This window comes from Streptomyces sp. NPDC047917 (assembly GCF_043204345.1).
Classification (GTDB): Bacteria; Actinomycetota; Actinomycetes; order Streptomycetales; family Streptomycetaceae; genus Streptomyces; species Streptomyces sanglieri.
This window is the reverse complement of the sequence record NZ_JBIDCA010000017.1, coordinates 150635-174780: the sequence shown is the minus strand read 5'-3', so window position 1 is coordinate 174780 and position 24146 is coordinate 150635. Positions and strand designations below refer to the sequence as shown.

The window sequence follows — 24146 nt, the reverse complement described above, 5'->3', positions numbered from 1 at the left end:
ATCCACACTTAACCCATCAGTCACAGAGTGTTCGCGGTCAGGCAACAACGCTCGGTCAGAGTGAAGCCATGACTGATGCGACATCCGCGAAGACCGCCCGCCGCCCCCACCACTGGCGGCGGGACATGATCGAGCTGGCCGCGCTGTTCACCGCGGTCGCGGTGGCCGACGCCATCGCGAACCTGATCGGGCACCAGCCGGACGGACCGTACCTGCTGATCGCCTCGGCGGTGGCCCTGGCGGTCACGGCCGCGTTCCACACCTGGTGGGCCCGGCGGCACAGCCACGCCCCGCCGCCGACCGGCCCCGGCCTAGTCGCCGAGGGGGACGGCGCCGCAACGGCCCTCGGTACCGACGTCGCCGGGCCCGCGGCGGTGGACACGCCCACCGCCGCGGCTCCGGCCGCCTCCCCCGGGGACACGGCGCTGTGGCGGATGCGGACCACGGTGCGGGACGCCCCCGGCAGCCTGGCGGCGATGTGCGGTGCCCTCGCCCGGCACCGGGTCGACATCCTCACCCTGCAGACACACCCGCTGGCCCGGGGCACGGTCGACGAGTTCCTGCTGCGCGCGCCCTCCCTGCTCCAGGCGCAGCAGCTGAGCCGGGCGGTCTCCGCCGCCGGGGGAAGTTCGACCTGGATCGAGCGGGCCGACACGCACGATCTGGTCGACGCCCCGACGCGCGTCCTGGGCCTGGCCACCCGCACCGCGCTGGACGCGGCCGAGCTGCCCCTCGCGCTGCGGCAGCTGCTCGGCCGTTGCACCATCCACTCGCTGCCCGCCGTCTCGGTCACGGGCCGGGCGACCGGTGAGACCGCACCCGTCGAAGGGGTGCTGGAGGAGACGGTGATGCGGCTGCGCGATCCGTCCGGGGGTGTCATCACCGTCGAACGGCCCTATCTCCCGTTCACGCCCACCGAGTTCGCCCGGGCCCGTGCCCTGGTCGAGCTCGACGCCCGGCTCGGCCCCCGTGTGCCGCGCAGCAGGGACGTGCTCACCCTCCCCGAGGGCAACGAGATCACCGTGCGTCGCGCGGACGACGGTGACCTCGAAGCGGCACGGGCGATGCACGACCGCTGCTCCGACCGGACGCTGCGGATGCGCTACCACGGGCCGGTCCACGACGCCGACCGTTACCTGGACCACCTGCTCAGCCCTCGCTTCGGCCGCACGCTGGCCGTACAGACGGCCTCGGGCCGGCTGGTCGCGCTCGGTCACCTCCTCTGGGACGGCGACGAGACGGAGGTCGCCCTTCTCGTCGAGGACGACTGGCAGCGCCGTGGCATCGGCTCCGAGCTCCTGAGCCGCCTGGTGGCGCTCGCCGTCGAGGCGGGCTGCGAGAGCGTCTATGCCGTGACCCAGTCGTCCAACACCGGCATGGTCGCGGCCATGCGCGCCCTGTCCCTGCCGCTGGACTACCAGATCGAGGAGGGCACCCTGGTCGTCACCGCCCGCCTGGACGCGACCCCGGTCCGGTCACTGCCCCCGTACGAGCAGGCCGGTCGCTGACTCCTCGGCCCCAAAAGGCGCCTCGGCCCCGGAAGGCCCTTCGGCCGCGGAAGACTCCCCGGCCCCGGAGGACTCCATGGCCGGGGCCGGAGCCGGCGCCCGTCCGGCCTCCTGGGAGCTGAGCGCCTGGCACAGATCGGCCCACAGGTCCTCGACGTCCTCCAGGCCGACCGACATCCGCAACAGCCGGTCCCCGACGCCCGCGGCCCGCCGGTCTCCCTCGTCCACGATGCGGTGGCTGATGGAGGCCGGGTGCTGGATCAGGGTGTCCACGCTGCCGAGGCTCACCGCGGGCGTGATGAGCCGCACGGCCGAGATCACCCGGTGCGGATCCCCGTACACCTCGAACGAGACCATCGCACCGCCCAGCTTCGGGTAGTGGACCCGGGCGACGCGCGGGTCGGCGCTGAGCCTGCGGGACAGTTCGGCGGCGCTCGCGGACGCCGCCCGCACCCGTACCGGAAGCGTCGCCAGGCCGCGCAGCAGCAGATACCCGGCCATCGGGTGCAGCACCCCACCGGTGGCGAAGCGCACCAGCCGCAGCCTGCCCGCGAACTCCTCGTCACAGGCGACGACCCCGCCCATCACATCGCCGTGCCCGCCCAGGTACTTGGTGGCGCTGTGCAGCACGATCCGGGCACCGTGCTCGACGGGCCGCTGCAGTACCGGAGTGGCGAAGGTGTTGTCGACCAGCAGCGGCACCGAACCGCAGGAGTGCGCGATCGCCCGGATGTCGACCTCGGCGAGCGTCGGGTTGGCGGGGGTCTCCACCATCACCAGCCCGGTGTCCGGACGGATCGCGTCGGCGATGCCCGCCGGATCGGTCCAGGTCACCTCCGTACCCAGCAGTCCGGCGCCGAGCAGATGATCGCTGCAACCGTAGAGCGGCCGGACGGCGACCACATGGCGCAGCCCCATGCTCGCCCGGGCCAGCAGAACGGCGGTGAGCGCCGCCATGCCGCTGGCGAACGACACGGCGCTCGCGGTTCCTTCGAGGCGGGCGAGTGCGGTCTCGAAGCGGGTGGTCGTCGGATTGTCCAGCCGGGCGTAGACCGGCGGCCCTTCGAGCCGCGCACCGGTCGTGGCGAAGGTGTCGATCCGCTCCGCCTCGCCCCGGGAGTCGTACGAGGGGTAGGTGGTCGACAGGTCGATCGGCGGGGTGTGCAGTCCGAGGGCCGCGAGATCGTCGCGGCCGGCGTGCACGGCGTCGGTGGCCAGCGCCCTGGACCGGTTTGTCGTCGGGGGCGCCATCGAGGATTCGGTGTCCATGCCACCACTCTGAACAACCACCGGGATTCGGCGGCCATCCTCCGTGCTACGTTCGGCCAATGGCCGATTCTGTCGCTCTTGACCCGGTGGATCTGCACATTCTGCGACTGCTGCAGAACGATGCCCGGACCACCTACCGCGAGCTGGCCGCCGAGGTCGGCGTCGCACCGTCGACCTGCCTGGACCGGGTGACCAGGCTGCGCCGCTCCGGTGTGATTCTCGGCCACCAACTGCGGCTCGACCCGGCGAGGCTCGGCAGGGGTCTGGAGGCGCTGCTCTCCGTACAGGTCCGGCCGCATCGCAGGGAGCTCATCGGCCCGTTCGTCGAACGCATCAGGACATTGCCGGAGTCCCGTGCGCTCTTCCATCTGACCGGCCCGGACGACTATCTGGTCCATGTCGCGGTCACGGGCACGGCCGATCTGCAACGCCTGGTGCTGGACGAATTCACCTCGCGCCGCGAAGTGGCCCGGGTCGAGACCAGGCTGATATTCCAGCAGTGGGAGTGCGGGCCGCTGCTGCCGCCGTCCGCAGAATCGGCGGAGTCCGGCCCCTGAAACCGAATGATGATGACGCGGAGGCCCCCGCCGTACGAGGATGTCCGCATGTCAGACACTTCCAGCAGCGCGCTGCCCCGCCAGGTCGCCGACACCTATGTCGACGCTTTCATCGAACTCGACCCGATCTCCGGCACCTATCTCGGTGTCGCGGAGAGCTCGCGCCGCCTTCCCGACTTCTCCCCCGCCGGTCAGGAGACTCTGGCCGGGCTGGCCCGCACCACCCTGGCGAAGCTCGACGCCGCCGAACGGCTGCCCGGCGCGGACAGCGACGCCGAGCGCCGCTGCGGCCGCCTGCTGCGTGAACGCCTCACCGCGGAACTCGCCGTTCACGAAGCCGAGGAGAAGCTGCGCACGGTCTCCAACCTCGCCTCCCCGGCGCACAGTGTCCGTGAGGTGTTCACCGTGACACCGACCGAGACCGACGAGGACTGGGCAGCGGTCGTGGACCGGCTGCACGCGGTGCCCGCCGCGTTCGAGGGCTACCGCGAGTCGCTGGCGCTCGGCCTGGAGCGCAAGCTCTACGGCGGCCCGCGCGCCACCGCCACCTTCATCGGCCAGCTCGACGAGTGGGCGGGCCAGGACGGTCCGGGGTTCTTCCAGGAGTTCGCGGCCGCCGGACCCGTGTCGCTCCGCGCCGAGCTGGACGAAGGCGCCCGGGTGGCCACCGAGTCGGTCGCGGCGCTGCGCGACTGGATGCGTGATGTGTACGCCCCCGCGATCGAGGGCGCGCCGGACACGGTGGGCCGTGAGCGGTACGCGCGCTGGTCGCGCTACTTCAACGGCACCGACCTGGACCTGGACGAGGCGTACGCGTACGGCTGGTCCGAGTACCACCGGCTGCTGGCCGAGATGCGGACCGAGGCGGAGAAGGTGCTGCCCGGCGCCGGCCCGTGGGAGGCGCTGGCCCATCTCGATGTGCACGGCAAGCACATCGAGGGGGTCGACGAGGTCCAGGCCTGGCTGCAGGGTCTGATGGACGAGGCGATCGAGGCTCTCGACGGTACGCACTTCGAGCTCGCCGAACGCGTACGGAAGGTCGAGTCCCGCATCGCCCCGCCCGGCGGCGCCGCGGCGCCGTACTACACGGGCCCCTCCGAGGACTTCTCGCGCCCCGGCCGCACCTGGCTGCCCACCATGGGCGAGACCCGGTTCCCGGTGTACGACCTGGTGTCCACCTGGTACCACGAGGGTGTGCCGGGCCACCACCTCCAGATCGCGCAGTGGACGCATGTCGCCGACAGCCTGTCCCGCTACCAGGCGTCGATCGGCGGGGTCAGCGCCAACGCCGAGGGCTGGGCGCTGTACGCGGAGCGGCTCATGGACGAGTTGGGCTTCCTGCCCGACGCCGAGCGCCGACTGGGCTATCTGGACGCGCAGATGATGCGCGCCTGCCGGGTGATCGTGGACATCGGCATGCACGCGGAGATGGAGATCCCCGCGGACTCCCCGTTCCACCCCGGCGAGCGGTGGACCCCGGAGCTGGCGCAGGAGTTCTTCGGCAATCACAGCGGCCGCCCCGCCGACTTCGTGGAGAGCGAGCTGACCCGCTATCTCTCGATGCCGGGTCAGGCCATCGGGTACAAGCTGGGCGAGCGCGCCTGGCTGCTGGGCCGGGAGAACGCGCGCAAGGCCCACGGTGACGCGTTCGACGCCAAGGCCTGGCACATGGCAGCCCTGTCGCAGGGACCGCTCGGTCTCGACGATCTCGTCGACGAGCTGTCCAGGCTCTGAGGCGAAAGTCCGGCGGCCGGGCCCGGTCCACCCCACGGGTCCGGCCGCCGGGCACCACCGCGGCCCGGGCGGCCGGGCCGGTCAGCAGCCGCATTCGCCGGAGCCGGCCGGCACGGTGAGCGGGTCCGGCTCGCGCCGCTCCCGCCCCTCCCGGGTCTCGAACTCGAAGCCCTCGCACACCCAGTACTCGAAGCCGCCGAGCATCTCCTCGGACCCGGTGGCCGAGTTCGGCGAGGGCGAGCGCGGCAGGCGTGGCGCCGTTACAGGCGGGGCCCCAGCCGTACGACGCGCAGGACGGAACGGGCCGGGACGGCGGTGAGCCGGGAGGTCAGGCCCAGAAACCTACGGCCGGTGATCCGCCCCCGGAAGTTGGGATCCCCGGCACAGCGCTTGCCCTGCCGGGGATTTCCCTGTTGTGTCCCGGGCAGGACCGGCTGTTCCCCGGACGCCACCGACCGGCGCGCCCTCGATGTCCTGCAGCGCGACGGGCGCGTGTCGTTCGCCGAGCCGGCACGCGCGGTGGCGATGTCACCCAGCACCGTGACCGAGCGGGTGCGCAGGCTGGAGGAGGCCGGGGTGCTCAGCGGTTACGCCGCCGTGGTCGACCCGGACCGGCTCGGGCTGCCGGTTCTCGCCCTCGTACGGCCGCGCCATCCGAACGGCCGCTACAAGCCGTTCCGCGATCTGCTCGACACCACTGCGGGGATCGGGAAGGCCCGCCATGTCACCGGTGACGACTGCTTCGTACTGAAGGTCACCGCCCGCTCGACGAGTCGTCCGGAGGAGGTCGCCGGCAGGATCGGCGCCCTCGGTTCGGTGACCACCAGCGTCGTCCGCTCCTCGCCGCTCCCCCGCCACGCCATCAGCCGCCGGCCTCGCCGCCGGTGCGGTGACGGACCGCCGATCCGTGGCGTTTCTTCACCACTTCGAGCTGTGCGGGGATACGGCGGCGCAGATCGGCGACATGGCTGACGATGCCCACGCTGCGGTCCCGCTCGCGCAGCGAGTCCAGCACGTCGAGCACCTCGTCGAGGGTCTGGTCGTCCAGACTGCCGAAGCCCTCGTCGATGAAGAGCGTGTCCAGCCGTACCCCGCCCGCCTCGTCGGTGACGACATCGGCGAGGCCGAGCGCGAGGGCCAGCGAGGCGAAGAACGTCTCGCCGCCCGAGAGCGTGGCCGTGTCGCGCTCGCGGCCGGTCCAGGCATCGACGACGTGCAGTCCGAGGCCCGCTCTGCGGCCTCCGGTGCGGGCGTCGGAGTGGACGAGTGTGTACCGGCCGGACGACATGCGCCGGAGCCGTGCGGTGGCCGCGGCGGCGACCTGTTCGAGCCGGGCGGCAAGCACGTACGACTCCAGCCGCATCTTGCGTTCGTTGTCCGCGGAGGTGCCGGCGGTGAGTCCGGCCAGCCGTGCCACCCGGTCGTACTCCTCGCGCAGCGGACCGAGTCCGCGTACCTCGTCCGCGGCTCGGCGGGAGAGCCTGCCGAGTTCCGCGCAGCGCTCGCGCGCTGCCACCAGTGCGGCGGAGGCGTCCCGCAGCAGGTGTTCGGCCGTGTCGTACGCGGTCCGCGCGGCGTCCACCGCGGCGGGCGGGCGTGCGGCGGCGGCCCGGGTCCCGGTCTCGGCCAGGCGGTCGGCCACCGCCGCCGCCTCGGACTGCCAGGCATCGACGAGCCGCTGGAGTTCCCGCTGCTCGGCATCGGGGAGCAGGGTCTCGGCCGCGGCCTGCGGGGTGTCGAACCCGGCCCGGAAAGCGGCGTCCGCGAGCCGGTCGTCGGCCTCCTTGCGGTGCTGTGCGGCCGTCTCCTCATGACGTACCGCCTCGGCGGCCGAGGCGAGCAGCCCGACCCGGCGCTCCAGCAGCGCGGCGTGCTCGGCCACGCTGCCCGCCTCGCCGCGGGCGGCCGTCAATTCGGCTTCCAGCGCGCCCTGTTCGCGGTCCAGCCCTTCGCGCAGGGAGGTGCGGGCCGCGGCCCGGCGCTCGGCCAGCTGCCGGCCTTCGAGCCGTTCGGCCTGTTCCCGCTCGGTGGCCGCGAGGGCCTCGCGCGCGGCGTGCATGCCCGCCGCGGTGCGGTACGCCTCGGCGTGCGAGCCGGTCAACCGGTCGACGAGTGCGGCGAGTTCGGCGACGGTGGGGTCGGCGCCCGACCCGGTGCCGGCCTTGCCCGGGGCGACGGCACCGGTGCCGGAGGCGGGCGCCCCGGTCGAACCGGCGGTGGCGCTCACCCGTGCCGCGGCTGCCGGGTCGGTGGCATCGGCCCCGTCCCTCGGCTGCGGCACCGCCGACTGCGCGGCCGCGCGGGCGGCGGCATGCTGCTCGCGTACGACGCCCAGCTCCCGGTCCGCGTGGGTACGCGCCTGATCGGCCCGGCGGTGGGCATCGAGCGCCCGTTCCTCGGTGGCCCGGTCGACGTGCCCGTCGGCCGCGCGGGCGGGGTTGGGGTGGTCGGCCGAACCGCACACCTTGCAGTCCTCGCCGTCCACCAGCTCGGCCGCCAGTTCGGCCGCGATGTCACGCAGTCGCCGTTCGCGGAGATCCAGCCATGCCTCGTGGGCCGCGGCGGCGTTCTCCCTGGCGGTGGCCAGCCGCTCGGCCGCGGCCGACACCCGGTCGGCCAGCGCGTCGCGACGGCGGGCCGCGTCCAGCCGGGCACGGGCCGGCTCCAGCCGGCCGGCCAGTTGCTCCGCGTGGGTGGCGGCCTCCTGGGCCGTCTCGATGCGGGTCCGCAGTCCGTCGCGGGTGGACTCCCAGTCGGCCAGCCAGAGCTCCGCTTCACGGATCAGCTCGTCGTCGGCCCTGGCCTGGCGCTCCAGACCGGCCCGCTCGGCGTCGATCGCCGCGCTTCGCGCTTCGGCCCGCTTCGCGGCTTCGAGGCCGCCGAGCTCCTGCCGGAGCCGTCGCTCCAGCTCCGCGAGCTGTTCGGCACCGGCGTCCGCCAGCGTGCCGGGCAGCACCGCGCGGGCCCGGTCACGGGCCTGACAGGACAGGCGGTAGGCGCGCTCGGCCTCGTCGCGCAGGTCCAGCGCCGGTGCGACGAGGTCCGCCTTGCGGGCGCGTGCCAGCCGTTCGTGGTAGCGGTCGCGGTCGGGGCGGCGGTCTTCGAGCACGGCGGCCCGGCGGCGCGTGTCCTCGTACCGCTGCTGGAGTGCGGCCAGTTCGCGTTCGCTGTCGAGTGCCTGGCGGGCGGCCGACTGCCGGCCCTCGGCCATGGCGAGGACGCAGGCGGCGATGTCGAGCCGTTCGCGGGCGCCGCCGCGGGCCGTGGCGGCCCACTCCAGCACACCCTCGGCGAGGCCGGGTTCGCCGGGCTGGATGTCGGGGAGCGGCGCTTCGCGGCCGGCGGGTCCGGCGGCCTGGGCGATCCGCTGGGCGACCGCGAGGACCCGTTCGTCCCCGGCCCTGACCCTGGTCTCGGCGCCGCGGCGCAGTTCGGCCAGGCGCTCCTCGACAGCGGCGAAACGGCGGGTGTCGAAGAGCCTGCCGAGGAGTCTGCCGCGTGCCTCGGCATCGGCGCGCAGGAAGCGCGCGAAGTCGCCCTGCGGCAGCAGCACCACTTGGCAGAACTGTTCCCGGCTCATCCCGATGAGCTGGGTGATCTCCTCGCCGATCTCCTGGTGCGAGCGGCTGAGCGGCCGCCAGCCGTCGTCGGGGTCGTACTCGCGCAGCCGGCTCTGCGCCTTCTCGGTCGTGAAGCCGCTGCCCTTCTTCTTGGGGCGGGGCTGCGCGGGGTTCCGGGTGATTTCGAGGCGGCGGCCGCCGACGGTCAGTTCCAGTTCGACCTCGGTGGCGAGCTCCGCCGGGGCGTGGTCGCTGCGCAGGGAGGTGCCGGGGCTCTGGCGGGCGCCGGGCACCGCGCCGTACAGGGCGTAGCAGACCGCGTCGAGGACGGAGGTCTTCCCGGCGCCGGTCGGCCCGTGCAGCAGGAAGAGACCGGCCGACGAGAGGGCGTCGAAGTCGACGGTCTGGGTGGTGCCGAACGGCCCGAAGGCGGTGACGGTGAGCCGGTGGAGTCTCAACGGTTCACCTCGCGTACACCGTCGTCCACCCGGACGTGGTCGAAGGCGCCGCGCAGCACCGTGCGTTCCTGTTCGTCGGCTGCGGAGCCGCCCCGCACATGTGCCACGAAGTCCTCGGCGATCTGCTGGTCGTCGCGCCCCTTGAGGCGCCGGGCGTACGAGGCGTGCGGGTCGTCGGGGGCGCGGTCCGGTTCGAAGACCAGGCTGAGGGCGTGCGGGAACCGCTCGACGAGCCGGGCCATCGGCTCGGCCGGGCGCACCGGGTCGGTCAGGGTGGCCTCGACCCAGGACTCCCGGTGGTGCTCCAGCGCGGGTTCGCCGACGAGGTCGTCGAGGCGGCCGCGGAGCCTGGCGAGCGGGCGGGGCACCGGGCAGTCGAGGCGCTCGGCCGTGATCGTGCCCGAGGCGTCGAGGTCGATCAGCCACATGGTCTTGCGGTGGTCGGCCTCGGAGAAGGAGTACGCGAGCGGCGAGCCCGAGTAGCGGACGCGTTCGGTGACGGTCTGGCAGCCGTGCAGATGGCCGAGCGCCACGTAGTCGACGCCGTCGAAGACTCCGGCGGGCACGGCGGCCACCCCGCCGACGGTGATGTCGCGCTCGCTGTCGCTGGGCTCGCCGCCCGCGACGAAGGCGTGGGCGAGCACGACGGAGCGGGTGCCGTCGGGGCGTCCGGCCAGATCCGCGCGGACCCGTTCCATGGCCGCGGTCAGCACGGCTTCGTGCCCGGCGCGATCCGCCCCGAGGGCGTCCTTCACCAGGGCCGGTTCCAGATAGGGCAGCCCGTAGAACGCCACGTCGCCGTGCTCGTCCGGCAGGACGACGGGGGTGGCACAGCCGGCGGGGTCGGTCCGCAGGTGGATGCCGGCCCGGCCGATCAGTCCGGCACCGACGCCCAGTCTGCGTGCCGAGTCGTGGTTGCCGGAGATCATCACGGTGGGCACCGCGGCGGCGGCGAGCCGGTGCAGCGCGTCGTCGAAGAGCTCGACGGCGGCCAGCGGCGGTACGGCCCTGTCGTACACGTCGCCCGCCACGAGGACCGCGTCCACCTCGTGCGCGCGCACCGTCGCCACCAGGTGGTCCAGGTAGGCGGCCTGGGCTTCGAGCAGGGAGACCCGGTGGAACGAGCGCCCCAGGTGCCAGTCGGACGTGTGAAGAATTCTCAAGAGCCGGCTCCGACCTGCATCGTTGTCCTCCTCCGTCCCCGGGGCCGCTGCCGGCTGTGCTCCGTGATCCCGCCGGGCCGCCCCGGAGTCCCGTCGGCGGTGGCGAGCCCCTCGCTTCCCACCCCTCACAGTCTCGCATCACCGGCGGCCGTGTCCGGGCCTTCGCCCGGGAAGATCGATCCGGACGGCGAAGGGGCCGCACGGGCGCGTGACCGGGTCAGGCGTCTTCGTACGCCTCGCCGCCGAGCTCCAGCCCCGCCTCGCCCGCGGTCGCGTCGGCCAGCCAGCCGCGGAAGGCCTCGACGTCGGCGTCCGGCAGCCCGATCTCGATGACGACGGCTTCCGCGTAACGCACCTCGCGCACGGTGCGGCCGGTGGCGCGCAGGTCGTTCTCCAGCTTGCCCGCCCGCTGGTGGCCGACGGTGATCGTGGCGAGCCGGTAGCGCCGGCGGGTGATGGTGCCCAGTGCGTCGAGGGCCTCGCCGACCACTCCCCCGTAGGCCCTGATCAGTCCGCCGGCGCCGAGCTTGACCCCGCCGTAGTAGCGGGTGACGACGGCGACGACGTAGCGCATCTCACGTCGGGTCAGCATCTGGAGCATGGGTACGCCCGCGGTGCCGCCGGGTTCCCCGTCGTCGCTCGCCTTCTGCACGGAGGCGTCGGCGCCGATCACATAGGCGAAGCAGTTGTGGGTCGCGGTCGGGTGTTCCCTGCGGATGCGTGCGACGAAGTCCTGCGCCTCCTGCTCGGTGGCGGCGGGGGCGAGCGCGCAGATGAAGCGCGACCGGTTGATCTCGGTCTCGTGCACGCCCGCTCGGGCGACTGTCCGGTACTGCTCCTGCATCCGGCCACCCTATGCCCCGTACGGGAATGGTCCGGGGCCCCGGCCCGTTGTGCGGATCATGTACGCAGACGAAGAGACGATCCGCAGGATTCTCCTGGACAGCGGCGACACCTGGGCCGTGGTGGGCCTGTCGAACAACCGGTCGCGCGCGGCCTACGGCGTCGCCGAGGTGCTCCAGCGCTTCGGCAAGCGGGTGGTCCCGGTCCATCCGAAGGCGGAGCGGGTGCACGGCGAGGACGGCTACGCCTCGCTGGCCGACATCCCGTTCCCGGTCGATGTGGTGGACGTCTTCGTCAACAGCGAGCAGGCCGGCGCGGTGGCCGGCCAGGCGGTCGCGGCGGGTGCCCGGGCCGTCTGGTTCCAGCTCGGTGTGGTCGACCCCGAGGCGTACGCCCGCACGCGCGAGGCCGGGCTCGACATGGTCATGGACCGGTGCCCCGCCATCGAGATTCCCGCCCTCGACCGCTGAACCGCACCCGGGTCCCTCGCGCGGGTGTGCGTGGTGTCGCACCCGGCGTCCGGCTGGGAGAATGGCCCGCTGTGACCACAACCACCGCACCGACCGACGTTCACCGCCGCAGCCGGCTGGCCGGGCAGCTCACCGAGTTGGGTGTGGAGCGCGACGGCGTCCTCCTGGTGCACGCGTCGATGAGCGCGGTGGGTCCGGTGAGCGGCGGCATCCGCGCGATGGCCGGTGCGCTGCGCGACGCCCTCGGGCACGGCACACTCGTCGTCCCCGCGTTCACGCCGGAGAACTCCGACACCTCTCCGCAGTACCTGAACCGGGTGCGCGGGCTCGGCGACCGGGCCCGGGAAGCCGTGCGGGCGAGCATGCCGCCCTTCGACCCGGCGACCTCGGCAGCGCCGTCGATGGGCCGTCTCGCGGAGGCCGTGCGGCTCTCCGAAGGGGCGGTGCGCAGCGGGCACCCGCAGACGTCCTTCGCCGCGCTCGGTCCGCTGGCCCGGAAGCTGATGGCCGGTCACCGTCCCGACTGCCACCTCGGCGAGGAATCGCCGCTGGCCCGGCTCTACGATCTGCGGGCCCAGGTGCTCATGCTGGGCACCGGTTTCGACACCTGCACCGCGTTCCACCTCGGCGAGTACCGGGTTCCCGTCCCGCCGCGCCGCAGCTACCGCTGCGTGGTGACGGCCGGGGGCCGCCGCCAGTGGTGGGAGTACGAGGACGTCGCGCTGGACGACAGCGACTTCGCCGCCCTGGGCGCGGAGTTCGCCCGGCCCGGGACGGGAGCGAGGGTCCGTACGGGCCGGGTGGGATCGTCGACGGGCCGGCTCTTCCGTATCGGCGACGCCGTCGACTTCGCGTCCGGCTGGCTGACGGCCCACCGGGCCGGCGCACCGGGCCGGGCCCTCTGCCACTCGCCCGGCTGAGTCCCGGGCCCCCGCGGGGGCTCAGTTCCTGATGCCGAGTCCCTCGACGACCGTCGCGCCCGGCAGCGCCGCCAGTGCCTTGCCCGGGACGATGAGCTTGCCCCGGCGGCTGCCGCTGCCGATCAGCACCCACTCCTCGTCGGCGACGGCCGGGTCGATCAGCAGCGGCCACGAGGCGGGCAGGCCGATGGGGGTGATGCCGCCGTACTCCATGCCGGTCTCGCCGACCGCCGTGTCCATCGGGGCGAAGGACGCCTTGCGGGCGCCGAGTCGCTTGCGGACCGCACCGTTCACATCGACGCGGGAGTTGGAGAGGACGAGGCAGGCCGCGAGGGTCACGTCGCCGCCGCGCTTGCCCGCCACCACGACGCAATTGGCCGACCGGTCGAGCAGGTCCGCGCCGTGGTGCTCGACGAAGACCGCCGTGTCGGCGATGGCCGGGTCCGTGTCGACGTGGATGATCTGCTCGGCGGGGAAGCCGCCCCAGCCCTCGGTCACGGCCGCGGCGACGGGGGCGGTGAGCAGGTCGGAGCGGTCGGCCGCCGGAGCGGCGTTCTCGAAGGAGCCGATGGGAGCGCGCATGTGCCTCACGCTAACAGCGGTCCCGGGGCGTTCGGCCGCTCGTCTCACCGTACGGGCGGGATGGCGACCGCCATGGTCGCCTCGACCGGATCGGGGCCGTCGTTGCGGTAGGCGTGCGGGTGGTGCGCCTCGAACGAGGCCGAGCCACCGGCCGGTACGGCGTACGGGGTGCCGTCGACGACCAGGGTGAGTTCGCCCGTGGTGACGTGGAGCAGTTCGACGGCGCCCTCGGGGTGCGGATCGGAGCCTCTGCCGTCACCGGGCATCAGGCGCCAGGACCAGAGTTCGAGCAGTCCCCGGGCGTCCGTGCCGACGAGCAGGGTGGCGGAGCTGCCCGCGTCGGTGGACCACATGCGTACCGCCCGGCTCCCGGGTACCAGCCGGACCGGCGAGCCCTGCTCGTGGTCGAGCAGGGTGGCGATGCTGACGCCCAGTGCGTCGGCGAGCTTGACCGTGGTGCCGACACTCGGGTTGGTGCGGGCCTGTTCGATCTGGATGATCATGCCGCGGCTGACTCCGGCGCGGGCGGCGAGAGCGTCCAGGGTGAAGCCGCGTTCCCCCCTCAAGCGCTTGAGGTTGCGCGCGAGCGACTGAGTGAGCTGATCGAGTTCGGACACATTCCGTCCAATATTTTGACTGACAGGGTCGAAAAAACTGCACTACGGTGTGGTGCACCCCACCGTTCATCGCACTGTACTGCGAGGGCCTGCAATGACAGCACTGTTCGCGCTGGCCACGAGCCTGCTCTGGGGGCTGGCCGACTTCGGCGGCGGGCTGCTCACCCGGCGCGTCCCCGCGCTCACCGTGGTCGTCGTCTCGCAGGCCGTCGCGGCCGTGGTGCTGGGGGTCGTCGTGGTCGCGACCGGGGGCTGGAGCGAGGCGGGGCCGCAGCTGTGGTTCGCGGTCGCGGCGGGTGCCGTCGGGCCGGTCGCGATGCTGAGCTTCTACCAGGCGCTGGCGCTCGGCCCGATGGGGGTCGTCTCCCCGCTCGGATCGCTGGGCGTCGTCGTGCCGGTGGGCGTCGGACTCCTGGCCGGGGAGCGGCCGGGGCTGCCGCAGTTGGCGGGGGTCGGCATCGCCGTGGTGGGCGTCGTGCTGGCGGGCGGTCCGCAGCTGCGCGGGGCGCCGGTGCAGCGCCGGGCGGTACTGCTCACCCTGGCGGCCGCGCTCGGCTTCGGGTCGGTGATGGCGCTGATCTCCGAGGCCTCCACGACGGTGACCGGGCTGTTCCTGGCGCTCTTCGTCCAGCGCCTCACCAATGTCGCGGTGGGCGGTGCGGCCCTGTACGCATCGGTGCGCCGCGGGGCACGGGCGCTGCCCGAGGAGCGCGGGGCGGCCACGGTGCTCGCCGCGCTGCCCGTCCTGGCACTCGTCGGACTCGCGGACGTCGCGGCCAACGGCACGTACTCGGTCGCGGCACAGCACGGGCCGGTCACGGTGGCCGCCGTGCTCGCCTCGCTCTATCCGGTGATCACCGCCCTTGCGGCGCGCGGCGTACTGAAGGAGCGGCTGCTCGGGGTGCAGGCCGCCGGGGCCGGTCTCGCCCTGGTGGGCACGGTGCTGCTCGCGACCGGATGAGGCCCGTCAGCCGTCGGACGGGCCCGAGGTCTCGCCCGGTTCCGACAGGGCCAGCAACTGCTCGGGCGTGACGCCCGTCGGGATCGGCACCGGAGCAGGGGTGCGCAGCGGCGGCTGCCAGCCCTTCTCGGGGTCCCAGCTGCGTACGACACGGGCGGGGGCGCCGGCCACCACGGCGTGGTCGGGCACCTCGCCCCGCACCACCGCCCCTGCGGCGACCACCACGTTGCGGCCGAGCCTGGCCCCCGGGAGGATCACCGCTCCGGTGCCGATCCAGCAGCCCGGCCCGATGGCGACCGGTTCCATGCGGGGCCACTGCCGGCCGACCGGCTCGTGCGGATCGTCGTAGCTGTGATTGGTCGACGTGACGTAGACGTACGGACCGCAGTACGTGTCCGAGCCGATGGTCACCGTGGTGTCGGCGACCACATGACTGCCGCGGCCGAGCACCACCCCGTCGCCCAGGGTCAGGATCGGATCGGGGCCGAGGTCCAGGTCGGGCATGAGTCCGGCCGTCAGCGTGACCTGTTCACCGATCACGCAGTGCGAGCCGAGCTCGATCCACCGCTCCCCGAAGACCGTGCCCTGTGGAAAGGCCAGCCGGGTGCCCTCGCCGATCCGGCCGAAGCGCAGTGCGCCGGGGCGGTCCGCGGTGACGGCGCCCGACTCCTGCACCCAGCGCCAGCCGCGGTGGACGGCCCCGGACAGGGCGCGTCGCCGCCAGGCGGCGAGGGAAGAGAACGCGTTCCTGTTCTTGGGCACTCGCACACGGTAGTCGGCGGCGCCCGGGCCGATCATCGGGGCGACCTGTGATGTTCACCCCACTCGGTCCCGGTCCGGCGGCCGTCGCCTACCGTTCCTGTGGCGCGGCGGAACAGCCGCGGCCGGGCAGCCGGGACCGGACGGCCACGGCCGCACCCCCCCTGAGCACGGAGGAACAGGCGATGGCAGAGCAGGCGTTGATCACGGGAATGGGCGGCAAGGAGCCGGACATCGACGTGGATGCCTTCACGGCACCGACCTCGGTCGTCATCGGTGAGATCACGATGGCCGCGGGCTCCAGCGTCTGGTACCACGCCGTACTGCGCGCCGACTGCGGCCCGATCGTCATCGGCGCCGACAGCAACATCCAGGACAACTGCAGCGTGCACGGCGACCCCGGGTTCCCCGTCACGGTCGGCGAGCGCGTATCGGTCGGGCACAACGCCGTGCTCCACGGCTGCACCGTCGAGGACGACGTCCTGGTCGGCATGGGGGCCACCGTCCTCAACGGCGCGCACATCGGGGCCGGTTCGCTGATCGCGGCGCAGGCGCTGGTCCCGCAGGGAATGCGGGTGCCGCCGGGTTCGCTGGTCGCCGGGGTCCCCGCCAGGGTCAGGCGGCAGCTGACCGAGGAGGAGCTCGAAGGCATCAGGTTCAACGCGGTCGGCTATGTGGAGCTGGCCAAGGCCCACCGGCAGGCTCACGAGGGCTGAGAGTCACGACGGGCCGGGCGGTGCGGGGTCGCACCGCCCGGCCCGTGCCGGCCCGTCGCGGTCAGTCGGTGGCCACGACCGTCGCCGGCTCGGGCGACGGGGCGGCGGACGCCGCCGCCTTCTTGGCCCGGTTCTTCACGATCAGCATCGAGGCGACGCCGATCAGCACCGCGGCCACGAGGCCGAGGTACGAGAACCGCTTGAGCCAGGCCTCGGCGACGACTCCCACCGAGTAGATGACGGCCGTGGTGCCGCCCGCCCAGACGATGCCGCCGAGCACATTGGCGATCAGGAACTTCCAGTACGGCATGTGCAGTACGCCCGCCAGCGGGCCCGCGAAGATCCTCAGCAGCGCCACGAAGCGGCCGAAGAACACCGCCCACATGCCCCACTTCTCGAACGACCGCTCCGCCATGGCGATCTGGCTCTCGCCGAAGTGCTTGGGGAACTTCCCGCCCAGCCGGGCCAGCAGCGGCCGTCCGCCCTTGCGGCCGATGGCGTATCCGATCGAGTCGCCGATGATCGCGCCGGCCGAGGCGCAGGCGCCGACGAGCCACGGGTTGATTCCGTCGTGTCCGGCGGACAGGAGCGCCGCGCTGATCAGGACGATCTCGCCGGGCAGCGGAATACCGAGGCTCTCCAGCCCGATGACCCCGGCCACCAGGGCGTAGACGCTGACGGCGGGGATGGTCTCCAGCCATTCCTGGATGTGCAACGCCGGTTCCTCCCGTAGCTGTTGTGTGTTGCCCGCCGGGCAACTCCTCGGCGCACGGCGGGAAGCCTACCTGTCCCGCCGACGGCCCGAACAGCTCGAAAAGCCGCCACACGCCCACTTCCTGGGCGGATGGCGGCTCTTCTCGGGACCGGCCGGACTCAGGCGTTGGGCCGCAGCGTCCAGACGACGGTCATCTCGCCGGTCACGGCGCCGTCGGCGCGCCGGATCTCGATGGCCACGGGGAACTCCGGCCGCTTGCCCTCGTCGAGTTCGGCGACGACCTCGGCCACCGGGCGGCCCAGGGTCGCCGTCGCGGTGACGTCGCCCTTGGCCAGCTTCTTGTAGCCGATCTCCGCCTTCACCGCGAGCGGCACGGCGCGCGACATCTGGTCGCCGAAGGCGGCGATGACGATCGCTCCGCTCGCCGATTCCGCCAGCGTGAACATGGCTCCGGCGTGCGGTCCGCCGATGTGGTTGTGGTAGTCGGCCTGGTCCGGGAGGCGGACCACCGCACGCTCGGCGGTCGTCTCCAGGAACTGGAGGTTGAGGGTCCGGGCCATCGGGACCGTCGCGACGAGCATCTCGCCCACGGTCGTCTGTTCAGCGCTCATGGCCAGATGTTACTCACGAGTAGAACCCTTTGACCATCCCCGGCGTCCCCCGGCGGACCTCTCCGATCGCTTCCTTCACCGTCCGCACACGGGGGCGGGCGTAGCAGACCGGCGACCACCCCTCTATCGTTACTCGCCATGTGGCCAGGACAGCAGCCGCCCGGGGGCGAGCAAAACCCGCAGGACCAGAATCAGAACCCGTATCAGCAGCCGGGGTACCAGCAGCCGAATCCCTATCAGCAGCCGGGATATCAGCAGCAGGGCCAGCCCGGACAGCAGCCGGGGTACCAGCAGCAGGGCCAGCAGCCCGGCTACGCGCAGCCGAACGCGTACCAGCAGGCGACGGTGCCGCAGTACGCGGTGCCCGGTCCGCCCGGCGCTCCGCAGCCCGGTGACAACAACAAGAAGAAGACCACCGCCATCGCCATCGTCGCGGCCACCGCCGTGGTCGTGGCCGCCGTGGTGACCGGTGTCGTCGTGATGAACAAGGACGACAAGAGCAAGGACGTCGCCGACGGCAAGCAGTCGTCGGCGCCCGTCAAGCCGTCCGGATCCGCTTCCTCCGCCGAGGCGAACCCGCGCGGCGACGACGGGGACCCCAAGCCCCTCGTCCCCGGGTGGAAGGTCGTCACCAACCCCAAGTGGGGCACGCAGTTCGACGTGCCCGGGGACTGGGAGGTCGGGAGGCCCGGCACGGGCTCGTACTTCGAGGACGAGAAGAAGGGCGACGGCTCGCCCCTCATCCTCTTCTCCGCACCGGCGTTCTTCCAGAAGAAGTGGTGCGTGGACGACCCCGACAAGGACGGTGTCGAGGAGGACATGAGCCTCGCGAGCGCCGGGACCAGGGGCGCCCAGGGTGCCACCGACGCCGCCAAGAACGCGCACAGCGAGGCCGGTACCTGGGTGTGGGCCGCCTACGCGCAGCACATGCCGCAGAGCACCATCAAGTTCACCGAGGCCAAGCAGTACACCACCAAGTCGGGTCTCACCGGCCAGGTCGTCACCGCCACCGCTCCGAACGTCACGAAGAAGGAGAAGTGCGACAGCGACGGCAAGGCCATCGCCTTCACCTTCAAGAACAAGAAGGGTGAGTTCGCGTCCTGGGTCCTGTACGGAGCCGACTCCGTCAAGGACGAACTCCCCGACACGACGATCCAGAAGATCCTGAGCACCGTGCGGCTGGTGGACGTCACCCCCGATCCCTGACCCGTCCCCTCCCCCGGGAAAGCAGTTGGCACGACGGGGGTGCGGCGGCGATAGTCCCCTGGTGACCACCGCCGCCGCACCCCGCCCGCCGCACCCCGCCCGCAACTACCGTCTGCTGACCGCCGCCGCGATCATCACCGGCCTGGGTACCCATGGCGCGCTGATCGCGGCGGCGTTCGCCGTTCTGAACGCGGGCGGTGACGGCGGTGACGTCGGTCTGGTGGCCGCCGCCAGGACCGCGCCCCTGGTGCTCTTCCTGCTGATCGGCGGGGCGATCGCGGACCGGCTGCCGCGCCACCGGGTGATGGTCGCGGCCAACTCCCTCAACTGCCTCTCGCAGGCCGCGTTCGCCTGGCTGGTCCTGGCCGGTGATCCGAAGCTGTGGCAGATGATGCTGCTCACCGCCTTGTGCGGCACCGGGCAGGCGTTCTTCAACCCGGCGGCCGAGGGCATGCTGATGTCCAGCGTCAGCCGTGAGCAGGCGAGCCGTGCCTTCGCGCTGTTCCGGATGGCCATGCAGGGCGCGACGATCGGCGGCGCGGCACTCGGCGGCGCCATGATCGCGGCGATGGACCCGGGCTGGGTGCTGGCCGTGGACGCCGCAGCGTTCGCGGTGGCGGGCGGGCTGCGCGCGTTCCTGGACGTCGGTCACATTCCGCCGCGCGCGCCGGGCGGCGGTCTGCTCGCCGACATGCGGGACGGCTGGCAGGAGTTCATCGGACGTCCCTGGCTGTGGAGCATCGTGGCGCAGTTCTCGGTGGTGGTCGCCGCGGTGGGTGCCGCCGAGTCGGTGTACGGTCCGCTGGTCGCCCGCGACGAGCTCGGTGGCGCCCGCCCCTGGGGCTTCGCGCTCGCCGCGTTCGGGGCCGGCACCCTGGGCGGGGCGCTGCTGATGACGCGCTGGAAGCCCAGGCGGCTGCTGCTGGCCGGCACGTTCTGTGTCTTCCCGCTGGCGCTGCCCTCGGCGGGCCTCGCGGTGCCGTTGCCGGTGGGCGCGCTCTGCGTGGTGATGTTCGTCAGCGGCGTCGCGATCGAGGTGTTCGGGGTCTCGTGGATGACTGCCATGCACCAGGAGATCCCGGAGGAGAAGCTCTCACGCGTCTCGGCGTACGACTGGTTCGGCTCGGTGGCGATGATGCCGGTGGCCACCGCGCTCGCCGGCCCGGTGGAGTCGCTGGTCGGGCGGAGCGAGGCGCTGTGGGGCTGCGCGGCCCTGATCGTGCTGGTCACCGGGGCCGTGCTGTTCGTACCGGAGGTACGCCGGCTGACCCGGGCCCCCGATACTGCCGCGGTAGCGGCGGGGAAGGACGGCGGGCCCGTCTCAGCCGATGCCGAAGGCTCCGTCGGGCGGCTCGGGTGAGGCGACCGCCTCACCGTCGCCGACCGGCTCGGCGCCACCGGCCAGCCGGTCCAGCGCGGCACCGTACTCGACCCGGGCGGGGAAGGCGTCGGCGGCGCAGCGACGGGTGAGCGCAGCGGTGTCGATGGGGCTGGGGGAGGCGACCAGGACGAGGTTGCCGAAGCGCCGGCCGCGCAGCACCGCGGGTTCGGCGATCAGCGCGAGTTCCTCGAAGACGGCCGCGAAGGTGGCCAGTTGGGAGCGGATGAAGCCGAAGGGCGCGCCGTCCGCGAGGTTCGCCGCGTAGATCCCGTGGCCCCGCAGCGAACGCCGGGCAGCCCGTGCGTACTCGACGGAGGTGAGGTGGGCGGGCACCCGCGAGCCGCCGAAGACGTCCGCGATCAGGACGTCGAGGGAGCCGGGCGCGGTCCGTTCCAGCAGTCCCCGGGCGTCGGTGCCGTGCACGGTGATGCCGCTGCCGGCGGGGACCGGGAGCTGTTCTGCGACCAGTTCGAGGAGCCCGAGATCGGCCTCGGCGACGTCCTGGCGGGAGCCGGGCCGGGTCGCGGCGGTGTAGCGGGGCAGGGTGAGGGCACCGCCGCCGAGGTGCAGTACGTCCAGGGGTGCGCCGGGGGCCGCCGCGCAGTCGACGACATGGGCGAGCCGTCGCGCGTACTCGAACTCGATGTGGTCCGGCGCGTCCAGGTCGACGTAGGACTGGGGCGCGCCGTCGACCGTGAGCAGCCAGGCCCGGTCCCGGTCCACGTCGGGAAGGAGTCTGGCGGTGCCCTGGTCCACGTCCCGGATGACGGGTATCGAGTCGTTCACTCCCCCATTGTGGGGTGTGGGATCAGCCGCTCAGGACCGCGGCGACGGCTTCGGTGTGTGCCGCCGACTGATCGAGTCCGGCGCGGGCCGCCGCCGCGCGGCAGCTCGGGTCGAGGGGGTTGCGGCCGAAGGCCTTCTTCGCGGCCGCGTCCGGGGTGATGAGCGCGACCCGGGCACCGTTCGCGGCGAGTGCGGCCGCCTGCGCGTGCGGTGCGGCGATGGCCCTGTTGCCGCCGGCCGAGGGCGCGATGACGACGACGCGGCCGTGTCCGGCGGCGAGCTGGGCGTTGGCCGTGGAGTGCACTCCACCGTCGATCCAGGTCCGCCCCTCGATGTGGGCGACGGGCCATACGCCGGGCACCGCGCAGCTCGCGGTGACGGCATCGGCGAGGGACACTTTGCTGTCCCTGCCGAAGGCGCGGAGTTCACCGGTCGTGGCGTCGACGGCGGTGACGAGCAGCGGGCGCGCCGGCCACTCGGGGGAAAGGAGCCGGCCCGCGATCGCCGCGCGCCGTTGCTCCTCGGTGACGACGGGCCGGGCGTTCCGCGCGATCCGGCCCAGCTTCCGGCCGTAGGCCTCGGGGGTCCGTGCGGACAGCACGGCCGCCGTGTACCGCAGCAGCACGGCGGGACCGAGCCTGCCGCCCGTCATGTCCTGCGGGTCGGCGAGTTCGCGTTCGTAGAGTTCGGGTAGGCCGAGCAGTCCGGAGGCCAGCTGTGCGCCGACCACCGCTCCCGCCGAACTGCCGATGATCAGATCCGCCGTACCGAGGTCCACGCCCGCCTTCGCGAGCCCGTGCAGGATCCCGGTCTCCCAGGCGCTGCCGGTGATACCGCCGGAACCCAGTACCAGTGCTGTGTCTGTCATCCCGTCAGTCTCACGTACGGAGCCGGGCCCGCCTCCCCCGGGGTTCGGGAGGCGGGCCCTTGGCGCGTCGCCGTTCAGAGGACGCCGGTGACGGTACCGGCGCCGACCGTGCGGCCGCCCTCGCGGATCGCGAAGCCGAGTCCGGTCTCCAGCGGGACGTCACGTCCCAGCTCGACGGTCAGATCGACCGTGTCGCCGGGGCGCGCCACCGCCACCGCACCGAGGTCGACATCACCGACGACGTCCGCGGTGCGGATGTAGAACTGCGGCCGGTACCCGGTGGTGACCGGGGTGGTACGGCCGCCCTCCCGCGCCGACAGGACGTACACCTGCGCGGTGAAGCGGCGGCTGGGCGTCACACTGCCCGGCGCCGCCACCACATGGCCGCGGCGGACCCGGTCGCGCTCCACCCCCCGGAGCAGCAGGGCCACGTTGTCGCCGGCCTCCGCGAACTCCATCGGCTTACCGAAGGTCTCCAGGCCGGTGACGACCGTCTCGATGTCCTGGTCCGGCCCGAGCACCGACACCCGGTCGCCGGTCCGCACGGTGCCGCGCTCGACGGCTCCGGTGACGACGGTGCCCCGTCCGGTGATGGTCAGGACGTTCTCCACCGACAGCAGGAACGGCGCGTCGGTGTACCGGACCGGCATCGGCACGTAGGTGTCGACGGCGTCGAGCAGCGCCTCGACGGCCGCGGTCCAGCGCGGGTCGCCCTCCAGGGCCTTCAGGCCCGACACCCTCACCACGGGAACGGCGTCTCCGCCGTAGCCGTGCGCGGAGAGCAGCTCGCGGACCTCCAGCTCGACCAGGTCGGTCAGCTCGGGGTCCCCGGCGTCCGCCTTGTTGAGGGCGACAACGATGTGATCGACACCGACCTGGCGGGCGAGCAGCACGTGCTCGGCGGTCTGCGGCATGATCCCGTCCAGCGCGGAGACGACCAGGATCGCCCCGTCGAGCTGGGCGGCACCGGTGACCATGTTCTTGATGTAGTCGGCGTGCCCGGGCATGTCGACGTGGGCGTAGTGGCGGGTGTCGGTCTCGTACTCGACGTGCGCGATGTTGATGGTGATGCCGCGCTGCGTCTCCTCCGGCGCGCGGTCGATCCGGTCGAACGGGACGAACGTGCCGGTCCCCCGGTCGCTGAGGACCTTGGTGATGGCGGCGGTCAGAGTGGTCTTGCCGTGGTCGACGTGGCCCATGGTGCCGATGTTGAGGTGGGGCTTGGTGCGCACGTATGCCGTCTTGGGCATGGTTCATTCCTTGGTGTTCGAAGCTGGGAGAGAAGACCCCGGGGCCCGGCCGACCCTCCCCTTGCGGGGTCCGCCGGACTGTCGGGGGAGGGTCAGCTTCGGGCGCCGCCGATGAACGCTGCGGCAGCGGTGGGCGCTGCTGCGCCAACCGCCGCGGTGACGGGGTTCACGGCAGCCTTCGGCGCGTCCGCGACTGCGGACGGCGCTGCGGGGAAGGCGTACCGGAACATGGGTCCGATCATGTCCGAGGGGCCCGGCCGCGTCGAATGGTTTTCCGGCGCGCACAGCGGCCCCTGCAGGGGAGTTCGGCCCGCGCCTCGGATCCGTGCCGGTGGTGCGCGTGCGGCCGGCAGGTCGGTGCGCGCGGGGCCGGCAGGCCGGTGCGCCTGGAGCCGGCGGGCCGGTGCCCGCACCTGCGTTACGGCGATCACACACCGGTGTCGGTTACTCTCCCGGCATGCTCGACCCCGTCCCCGCAGCCCGGCCCGCCACCGGCCTCGCCGTGCGCTGCACAAGGGCTCTGCTCTCGCCCTGGTCCCGGTTCTCGCTCCTCGTGGCCGTACTGCTGGGCGCCGCGGCGACGATGCTCCTCCTCGAACCCCAACGGCTGCTCGCCACCGGCTGGCCCGCCCGGCTCAGCGGTGGCGCAGTGGCGGTGCTCCTCTTCGGTGTCGCGTACGGCGTGTGCACCGTGGCCTTCGTTCCGCGCCCGCTGCTCAATCTCGCCGCCGGCGCGCTCTTCGGTACGCAGGCGGGGCTGGCCGCCGCGCTGGCGGGCACGGTGCTCGGCGCGGGCGTCTCGTTCGGGCTGGGCAGGGTACTGGGGCAGGACGCGCTCCGTACGCTGCTGCGCGGGCGGTGGCTCAAGGCTGCGGACGGCCAGTTGAGCAGGCACGGGTTCCGCTCGATGCTGGCGCTTCGGCTGTTCCCGGGAGTGCCGTTCGCGGCGGCCAACTACTGCGCGGCGGTGTCCCGCATGGGGTACCCGCCGTTCCTGGTCGCCACCGGGCTCGGCTCGATCCCGAACACCGCCGCGTATGTCGTCGCGGGCAGCGAGGCCACGTCGCCGACGTCGCCCGCCTTCCTGGCCGCGATGGGCTTCATCGTGCTGACGGGGATCGGCGCGGCGGTCGTCGCCTGGCGCAAGCGCCACCGGCTGGCCTCCGAGTGAACCGGTGCGCCCGGCGACCGGCCCGGAGGCGGGGGCGGGCC

General features: G+C 73.0%; 22 protein-coding genes and 2 pseudogenes. 11 read left to right on the top strand and 13 right to left on the bottom strand.

The annotated features are described in order from the left end of the window. The first annotated feature begins 68 nt into the window (after positions 1-68). Positions 69-1508: a GNAT family N-acetyltransferase gene (locus tag ACGF8B_RS35590; RefSeq protein WP_392746426.1), complete on the top strand. Its 1440-nt coding sequence runs from the start codon at positions 69-71 to the stop codon at positions 1506-1508. Here ACGF8B_RS35590 and ACGF8B_RS35585 read toward each other — a convergent pair. Further along, a complete protein-coding gene (locus ACGF8B_RS35585; RefSeq protein ID WP_392746424.1) occupies positions 1476-2777 on the bottom strand; it encodes a trans-sulfuration enzyme family protein in 1302 nt (433 codons plus the stop codon). The two genes, ACGF8B_RS35590 and ACGF8B_RS35585, sit on opposite strands and share 33 nt — an antisense overlap. 59 nt (positions 2778-2836) lie before the next feature. On the opposite strand from ACGF8B_RS35585, the gene ACGF8B_RS35580 reads away from it, so the two are divergent. Then, complete coding sequence (locus ACGF8B_RS35580) at positions 2837-3334, top strand: Lrp/AsnC family transcriptional regulator (RefSeq protein WP_124719099.1); 498 nt, start codon at positions 2837-2839, stop codon at positions 3332-3334. A gap of 48 nt (positions 3335-3382) precedes the next feature. Beyond that, complete coding sequence (locus ACGF8B_RS35575; RefSeq protein WP_392746423.1) at positions 3383-5068, top strand: DUF885 domain-containing protein; 1686 nt, start codon at positions 3383-3385, stop codon at positions 5066-5068. A gap of 81 nt (positions 5069-5149) precedes the next feature. On the opposite strand, the pseudogene ACGF8B_RS35570 reads toward ACGF8B_RS35575, so the two are convergent. Then, a pseudogene (locus ACGF8B_RS35570) lies at positions 5150-5354 on the bottom strand (rhodanese-like domain-containing protein); the annotation flags it as partial. A 104-nt stretch (positions 5355-5458) separates the two neighbouring features. Between ACGF8B_RS35570 and ACGF8B_RS35565 the strand changes: the two are divergent. Then, positions 5459-5938: pseudogene (locus tag ACGF8B_RS35565) on the top strand (Lrp/AsnC family transcriptional regulator); the annotation flags it as partial. Here ACGF8B_RS35565 and ACGF8B_RS35560 read toward each other — a convergent pair. From ACGF8B_RS35560 to ACGF8B_RS35550, 3 genes are all read right to left on the bottom strand, one after another. After that, positions 5931-9086: an AAA family ATPase gene (locus ACGF8B_RS35560; protein WP_392746422.1), complete on the bottom strand. Its 3156-nt coding sequence runs from the start codon at positions 9084-9086 to the stop codon at positions 5931-5933. The pseudogene ACGF8B_RS35565 and the gene ACGF8B_RS35560 sit on opposite strands and share 8 nt — an antisense overlap. Then, on the bottom strand, positions 9083-10249 hold the full coding sequence (locus tag ACGF8B_RS35555; RefSeq protein WP_392746420.1) for an exonuclease SbcCD subunit D: 1167 nt from the start codon (positions 10247-10249) through the stop codon (positions 9083-9085). Before ACGF8B_RS35555 ends, ACGF8B_RS35560 begins: the two co-directional genes overlap by 4 nt. A gap of 217 nt (positions 10250-10466) precedes the next feature. Further along, positions 10467-11093, bottom strand: a complete 627-nt coding sequence (locus tag ACGF8B_RS35550; RefSeq protein WP_392746419.1) for a YigZ family protein — start codon at positions 11091-11093, stop codon at positions 10467-10469. 58 nt (positions 11094-11151) lie between these two features. Between ACGF8B_RS35550 and ACGF8B_RS35545 the strand changes: the two genes are divergently transcribed. Together ACGF8B_RS35545 and ACGF8B_RS35540 are read left to right on the top strand one after the other, a co-directional pair. After that, a complete protein-coding gene (locus ACGF8B_RS35545; RefSeq protein WP_259934561.1) occupies positions 11152-11562 on the top strand; it encodes a CoA-binding protein in 411 nt (136 codons plus the stop codon). 71 nt (positions 11563-11633) lie between these two features. Further along, positions 11634-12482, top strand: a complete 849-nt coding sequence (locus tag ACGF8B_RS35540; protein ID WP_392746417.1) for an aminoglycoside N(3)-acetyltransferase — start codon at positions 11634-11636, stop codon at positions 12480-12482. 21 nt (positions 12483-12503) lie between these two features. Here the strand turns inward: ACGF8B_RS35540 and ACGF8B_RS35535 are convergent, their stop codons facing one another. Then, the gene (locus ACGF8B_RS35535; protein ID WP_342279903.1) at positions 12504-13064 is read right to left on the bottom strand and encodes a YbaK/EbsC family protein; all 561 of its coding nucleotides are present in this window, start codon (positions 13062-13064) and stop codon (positions 12504-12506) included. 44 nt (positions 13065-13108) lie between these two features. Further along, the gene (locus ACGF8B_RS35530; RefSeq protein ID WP_392746416.1) at positions 13109-13681 is read right to left on the bottom strand and encodes a helix-turn-helix domain-containing protein; all 573 of its coding nucleotides are present in this window, start codon (positions 13679-13681) and stop codon (positions 13109-13111) included. 94 nt (positions 13682-13775) lie between these two features. On the opposite strand from ACGF8B_RS35530, the gene ACGF8B_RS35525 reads away from it, so the two are divergent. Beyond that, positions 13776-14642: an EamA family transporter gene (locus ACGF8B_RS35525; protein ID WP_392746414.1), complete on the top strand. Its 867-nt coding sequence runs from the start codon at positions 13776-13778 to the stop codon at positions 14640-14642. 6 nt (positions 14643-14648) lie between these two features. Here ACGF8B_RS35525 and ACGF8B_RS35520 read toward each other — a convergent pair whose 3' ends face one another. Next, on the bottom strand, positions 14649-15404 hold the full coding sequence (locus ACGF8B_RS35520) for an acyltransferase (protein WP_392746412.1): 756 nt from the start codon (positions 15402-15404) through the stop codon (positions 14649-14651). A 182-nt stretch (positions 15405-15586) separates the two neighbouring features. On the opposite strand from ACGF8B_RS35520, the gene ACGF8B_RS35515 reads away from it, so the two are divergent. Beyond that, the gene (locus tag ACGF8B_RS35515; protein WP_392746411.1) at positions 15587-16117 is read left to right on the top strand and encodes a gamma carbonic anhydrase family protein; all 531 of its coding nucleotides are present in this window, start codon (positions 15587-15589) and stop codon (positions 16115-16117) included. Between the two features lie 61 nt (positions 16118-16178). Here the strand turns inward: ACGF8B_RS35515 and ACGF8B_RS35510 are convergent, their stop codons facing one another. Both ACGF8B_RS35510 and ACGF8B_RS35505 read right to left on the bottom strand, forming a co-directional pair. After that, the gene (locus ACGF8B_RS35510) at positions 16179-16832 is read right to left on the bottom strand and encodes a DedA family protein (RefSeq protein ID WP_392746410.1); all 654 of its coding nucleotides are present in this window, start codon (positions 16830-16832) and stop codon (positions 16179-16181) included. Between the two features lie 158 nt (positions 16833-16990). Next, entirely contained in the window at positions 16991-17443 is a 453-nt protein-coding gene (locus tag ACGF8B_RS35505; protein WP_342279897.1) for a DUF4442 domain-containing protein, read from the bottom strand. 138 nt (positions 17444-17581) lie between these two features. On the opposite strand from ACGF8B_RS35505, the gene ACGF8B_RS35500 reads away from it, so the two are divergent. Both ACGF8B_RS35500 and ACGF8B_RS35495 read left to right on the top strand, forming a co-directional pair. After that, positions 17582-18649 (top strand): hypothetical protein, encoded by a 1068-nt coding sequence (locus tag ACGF8B_RS35500; protein ID WP_392746409.1) that lies wholly within the window; start codon positions 17582-17584, stop codon positions 18647-18649. 61 nt (positions 18650-18710) lie between these two features. Then, complete coding sequence (locus ACGF8B_RS35495) at positions 18711-20009, top strand: MFS transporter (protein ID WP_392746408.1); 1299 nt, start codon at positions 18711-18713, stop codon at positions 20007-20009. On the opposite strand, the gene ACGF8B_RS35490 is transcribed toward ACGF8B_RS35495, so the two are convergent. The 3 genes from ACGF8B_RS35490 to tuf all read right to left on the bottom strand — a co-directional run bounded on the left by ACGF8B_RS35490 (position 19971) and on the right by tuf (position 22934). Further along, positions 19971-20816, bottom strand: a complete 846-nt coding sequence (locus ACGF8B_RS35490) for a spermidine synthase (RefSeq protein WP_392746406.1) — start codon at positions 20814-20816, stop codon at positions 19971-19973. The genes ACGF8B_RS35495 and ACGF8B_RS35490 overlap by 39 nt on opposite strands. Positions 20817-20838: 22 nt before the next feature. Then, positions 20839-21684 carry a patatin-like phospholipase family protein gene (locus ACGF8B_RS35485; protein ID WP_392746405.1) on the bottom strand — a complete coding sequence of 282 codons (846 nt, stop codon included), beginning with the start codon at positions 21682-21684 and terminating at the stop codon, positions 20839-20841. Positions 21685-21758: 74 nt separating this feature from the next. Further along, on the bottom strand, positions 21759-22934 hold the full coding sequence (gene tuf, locus ACGF8B_RS35480; RefSeq protein WP_342279892.1) for an elongation factor Tu: 1176 nt from the start codon (positions 22932-22934) through the stop codon (positions 21759-21761). A 457-nt stretch (positions 22935-23391) separates the two neighbouring features. Between tuf and ACGF8B_RS35475 the strand changes: the two genes are divergently transcribed. After that, complete coding sequence (locus ACGF8B_RS35475; protein WP_392746403.1) at positions 23392-24105, top strand: TVP38/TMEM64 family protein; 714 nt, start codon at positions 23392-23394, stop codon at positions 24103-24105. Positions 24106-24146 lie beyond the last annotated feature (41 nt).